The organism is Nocardia farcinica (genome assembly GCF_029867845.1).
Taxonomy (GTDB): Bacteria; Actinomycetota; Actinomycetes; order Mycobacteriales; family Mycobacteriaceae; genus Nocardia; species Nocardia farcinica_A.
Genome location: NZ_JARWRU010000181.1, coordinates 1 through 4,843 on the forward strand (window position 1 = coordinate 1; position 4,843 = coordinate 4,843).

Sequence of the window (4,843 nt, forward strand, 5' to 3'; positions counted from 1 at the left end):
GGTGTGTACTCGGCCGCGATGGACCGGGTGATCGAACTCGACGTGCAGCGGCCCGCGGACACCACGGCGCCCCGGCCCACGCTCTACCTGCTGGCGGGCGCCGGCGGCGGCGAGGACTCGGCGACCTGGCAGGCGCGCACCGCGGCGCTGGACTTCCTGGCCGACAAGCCGCTGAATGTGGTGTTGCCGATCGGCGGCGCGTGGAGCTACTACACCGACTGGCGGGCGCGCGATCCCGTGCTCGGGGTCAACAAGTGGAAGACCTTTCTCACCGAGGAACTGCCGCCGATCGTGGACGGCGCGCTCGGCACCGACGGGCGCAACGCCCTGGCCGGGCTGTCGATGTCGGGCACCTCGGTGCTGCAACTGCCCATCGCGGCCCCCGGCCGCTATCGCGCGGTCGCCGCCTACAGCGGGTGCGCCCAGATCAGCGATCCGCTCGGCCGTCAGGCCGTGACGACGGTGGTCGCGGCAGGCCAGGGCGATGTGGTCAACATGTACGGTCCGCCCGGCGATCCGATGTGGGTGGCCAACGACCCCTATGTCAACGCCGAGGGCCTGCGCGGCGTCGAACTGTTCCTGTCCACCGGCAGCGGCCTGCCGGGGCGCTGGGACACGTTGAACGGGCCGCGCACCCAGCCGGGGGTGAACGGGTGGGTCAATCAGGTCGTCCTCGGCGGCATCCTGGAAGCGGCCACCGATTTCTGCACGCGCAACATGCGCGACCGCCTGACCGCGCTCGGCATCGAGGCCACCTACCTGTTCGAGCCCTACGGCACCCATTCCTGGGGCTATTGGGAGGACGCCCTTCGTCAGTCCTGGCCGGTCCTGGCGCGTGGGCTGGGGCTCGCGCCCTGACCGGCGAAATATAGCTGTCGGCTATAACGGACCGATCGATGCGACTTGCCGGTAGGTTTGCGACCGGTCTCGATCCGTGTTCGAAGCAGGCACTACTCTTCCTGGTGAAGCGCAAGATTTCCGGTGCGAAGTGAACCGGCATTTGGGTTCCGGGTACCGTATCGGGTAACGACGGATCGGTGTGGATCGGTCCGTGCAGTCATTAGGAGGTTGGTGTGGAGCGCACACTGTTCGAGCCCGAACACGATCTGTTCCGGGAGTCGTACCGCAAGTTCCTCGAGCAGCACGTGGCGCCGTACCACGCGGAGTGGGAAGAGGCGGGCGTCGTGCCGCGCGAGGTCTGGCTCGAAGCGGGCAAGCAGGGCTTCCTCGGCATGGCCGTGCCGGAGGAGTACGGCGGCGGCGGCGTCAAGGACTTCCGCTACAACGCGATCATCACCGAGGAGACCTCCCGGCTCCAGTACTCGGGTCTCGGCTTCTCGCTGCACAACGACGTGATCGCGCCCTACCTGCTCGAGCTGTCCACCGAGGAGCAGAAGCAGCGCTGGCTGCCCGGCTTCTGTTCCGGTGAGCTGATCACGGCGATCGCCATGACCGAGCCGGGCACCGGTTCCGACCTGCAGGGCATCAAGACCCGCGCGGTCCGCGACGGCGACGACTGGGTCATCAACGGCGCCAAGACCTTCATCACCAACGGCATCAACGCCGATCTGGTCATCGTGGTCGCCCAGACCGACCCGGAGAAGGGCGCCCTCGGCTTCAGCCTGTTCGTGGTCGAGCGCGGCATGCCGGGCTTCGAGCGCGGCCGCAACCTCGACAAGATCGGCCTCAAGGCGCAGGACACCGCCGAGCTGAGCTTCACCGACGTGCGCGTGCCCGCCAAGAACCTGCTCGGCACCGAGGGTCAGGGCTTCATCCACTTGATGCAGAACCTGCCGCAGGAGCGCATGTCCATCGCCGTCATGGCGGCGGGCGCCATGGAGGCCTGCCTGGAGATGACCTGCCAGTACGTGCGTGATCGCAAGGCGTTCGGCAAGCCGATCGGCGCCCTGCAGAACACCCGGTTCGTGCTGGCCGAGCTCGCCACCAAGACCACCGCCGTGCGCGTGCTCGTCGACCGCTTCATCGAAGACCTCAACGCGGGCAAGCTGTCCCCGGAGGATGCCGCCATGGCCAAGTGGTGGAGCACCGAGGAGCAGATCGACCTGATCAACCGCTGCTTGCAGCTGCACGGCGGTTACGGCTACATGCGCGAGTACCCGATCGCCAAGGCCTACATGGACGCTCGCATCCAGGCCATCTACGGCGGCACCACCGAGATCATGAAGGAGATCATCGGCCGCTCCCTGAAGCTGGCCTGATCCAGGCGATCTCATCCACCGAGGCGGGACGGCGACGTCCCGCCTCGGTCTCGTCGGCGGCTGCGCGTCCGGGCGGCCGAATCGGTCGTGGCGCAGGACGTTCCGCGAAAGCACCCGACAAAACGGACACGCGCGCGTGTTAGTGTGAGGTGTGTCCGACAGCGCCGCCACCGGTTCCGTCCTGGCGTCTTCCCGGTGGTCTCGCCGGTCGCCGTCGACGGCGGTACTCTCGGCGGGCGGACACTCGCGGGGGGCTGTTGTGAATCCGGGGGAGGATGCCGAATCCGATGCGTGCCGAACGGGATCCGGTTCCTTTCTCGTCCACCGCGGTGCCGGTCCCGTCGGTCGCGGCGGGGTCGTTCAGTAGGGCCCGGCCTCGACCGGGAGTGCGGCGCGCCGATGGTCGGCCGCCGTCGACGTGAAAGGGAATCCGTACATGGGTGTCAGTTTGTCCAAGGGTGGCAACGTCTCGCTGACCAAGGCGGCGCCGGGCCTGACCGCCGTCGCGGTCGGCCTCGGCTGGGATCTGCGCACCACCACGGGCACCGACTTCGATCTCGACGCAAGCGCCATCGCGCTCGGCGCCGACAAGAAGGTCGTCTCCGACCAGCATTTCGTGTTCTTCAACAACCTGAAGTCCCCCGAGGGCGCGATCGAGCACGCCGGTGACAACCGCACCGGTGAGGGCGAGGGCGACGACGAGGTCATCAACGTCGACCTGGCCAACACCCCGGCGAACATCGAATCCATCGTCTTCCCGGTGTCGATCTACGACGCCGACTCCCGCGGCCAGTCCTTCGGCCAGGTGCGCAACGCCTACATCCGCGTGGTCAACCGCGCCAACGGCGAGGAGCTGGCCCGCTACGACCTGACCGAGGACGCCTCCACCGAGACCGCCATGGTGTTCGGCGAGCTGTACCGCAACGGCGCGGAGTGGAAGTTCCGCGCCATCGGCCAGGGCTACAGCTCCGGCCTGGCCGGTATCGCGCAGGACTTCGGCGTCGCCGTCTGACCTGACACGGCGTGGGGGGGGGGGGGGGGGGGGCCGCCCCCCCCCCCCCCCCCCCCCCCCGACCTGTGGGCCACCGGAACCCGCGGTGGCCGCGGGGCGATCACCGATCACGAACCTCCAGGACCACGCGTTACGCGAAAGGCGTTGCAGCACATGATCACTCTCCGCAAAGAGGACGGTCCCGCCGATCTCGCGGGCATCACCCATCTGAGCGTCGGGGTCAGCTGGGATCCGTCGGCGGGCTCCAGCGGCGGCCTGCTCGGCATCGCCCGGCGCAAGAAGGGCGTCGACCTCGACCTCCTCGCGATCTGCATGCAGGGCGGCGACCCCGTCCGCTTCGCGGGTCTCGACTCTCTCGACCCGTTCCAGAACGGTTCGGTCGTGCATTCCGGCGACGAGCAGACCGGCGCGGCGGCGGGCGACGACGAGACCGTGCACGTGACCTTCGACAGCGTGCCCGGCCCGATCGATTCGATCGTCTTCGTCGCCGCCGCCTTCAAGAAGGGTTCCAGTTTCGAGAAGGCCAACAACATCGCCTTCAAGATCTACGACGCGACCGGCGGCAGCAGCCAGCAGGTCGCCGAGATCTGGCCGTCGATGCTCGGCACCGAGAACGCCAACGCCATCGCCCGCGCCTTCCGCAACGGGCCGGTCTGGCAGCTCGAGGTGCTCGACCGCAAGGGCAAGATCAAGCAGGGCGACCGCCAGGCGCTGCTGCGCTTCGCCATCGGGTCCTGAACCCCCGGAACGGAACTCGGCGCGCCCGGCGCGGGGCGAGCACGGTCTACGGGACGAGTGCGCCGGGCTCCGACGTGGCGGTGAGGTCGTCCGGCGCGGGGCCGAGCGCGCGCGGCGGAGCCGTGAGCGCCTGCGCCGCACCGATGGTCGCACCGACGCCGGCGCCGATCACCGCCAGCGGCGCGGCCATGAGCGCGGCTCCGTAGGCCGCGCCGAGCGGTACGGCGGCCAGGCCGATCGGCGCGAACGGACCGCCGATGAACAGTCCCATCGCCCCGCCCGCGCCCGCGCCGATCAGCGCGAACGGGCTGGCCACCGCGGCGCCCGCGGCGGCCCCGACGGCGGCAGCCCCGATGGTCTGGCTCGCCACCCGGTCCGAGCGCGTGCGCTCCATGCCGATGGAGTCGAGAAATGTGGCGAGCTGGGCCTCCTGCACGGCCGCGGCGTCGTTGATCTGGATGGCCTGCTCGCGCGGCAACCACTCCGGCGGCTCCACCTGCACGTCGCCGAAGCGCAGCCGGTCCGGCGGCGGTGCGATCGGCGGCACCGCCTCGACCGGTTCCGGCGCGTGCAGCCCCTCCACGGGCGAGAGATAGTCCGGCGCGGGGATCGGCCGCGCCCACTGCAGCGAACTCAGCACCTCGTCGGGAATGCGGACCCCGTGGTACGGGCGGACATTCGGCGCCTCCGCCGCGGGCCACTCCGGTGAGCCGGGCCCGCTCTGCTCCTTGGCCTCCCCGGCGACGGCGATCACCTGCCCGACCTCGGCCGCGGCCGGACCGCTGCCGGCGAAGGTCAGCACGACCGGCGCGGCGCCCGCCACCACGGCGAGGCCGACACGCGCGCGGGCCGGATCGACCGCCCGGTGCCGCCC

At 70.0% G+C, this 4,843-nt stretch carries 5 protein-coding genes; 4 read left to right on the forward strand and 1 reads right to left on the reverse strand.

Features of this window, described 5'->3' with window-relative positions; genetic code table 11:
• The 4 genes from QH283_RS03720 to QH283_RS03735 all read left to right on the forward strand — a co-directional run.
• Window positions 1-858: alpha/beta hydrolase (locus tag QH283_RS03720; protein WP_280501616.1), on the forward strand; the 858-nt coding region annotated here is incomplete at its 5' end.
• A gap of 215 nt (window positions 859-1,073) precedes the next feature.
• The gene (locus tag QH283_RS03725) at window positions 1,074-2,219 is read left to right on the forward strand and encodes an acyl-CoA dehydrogenase family protein (RefSeq protein ID WP_280501617.1); all 1,146 of its coding nucleotides are present in this window, start codon (window positions 1,074-1,076) and stop codon (window positions 2,217-2,219) included.
• Between the two features lie 436 nt (window positions 2,220-2,655).
• Entirely contained in the window at window positions 2,656-3,231 is a 576-nt protein-coding gene (locus QH283_RS03730; protein ID WP_280501618.1) for a TerD family protein, read from the forward strand.
• A 153-nt stretch (window positions 3,232-3,384) separates the two neighbouring features.
• Window positions 3,385-3,969 (forward strand): TerD family protein, encoded by a 585-nt coding sequence (locus QH283_RS03735; protein ID WP_280501619.1) that lies wholly within the window; start codon window positions 3,385-3,387, stop codon window positions 3,967-3,969.
• 46 nt (window positions 3,970-4,015) lie between these two features.
• On the opposite strand, the gene QH283_RS03740 is transcribed toward QH283_RS03735, so the two are convergent.
• A partial coding sequence (locus QH283_RS03740) for a hypothetical protein (protein ID WP_280501620.1) occupies window positions 4,016-4,843 on the reverse strand: 828 nt, incomplete at its 5' end.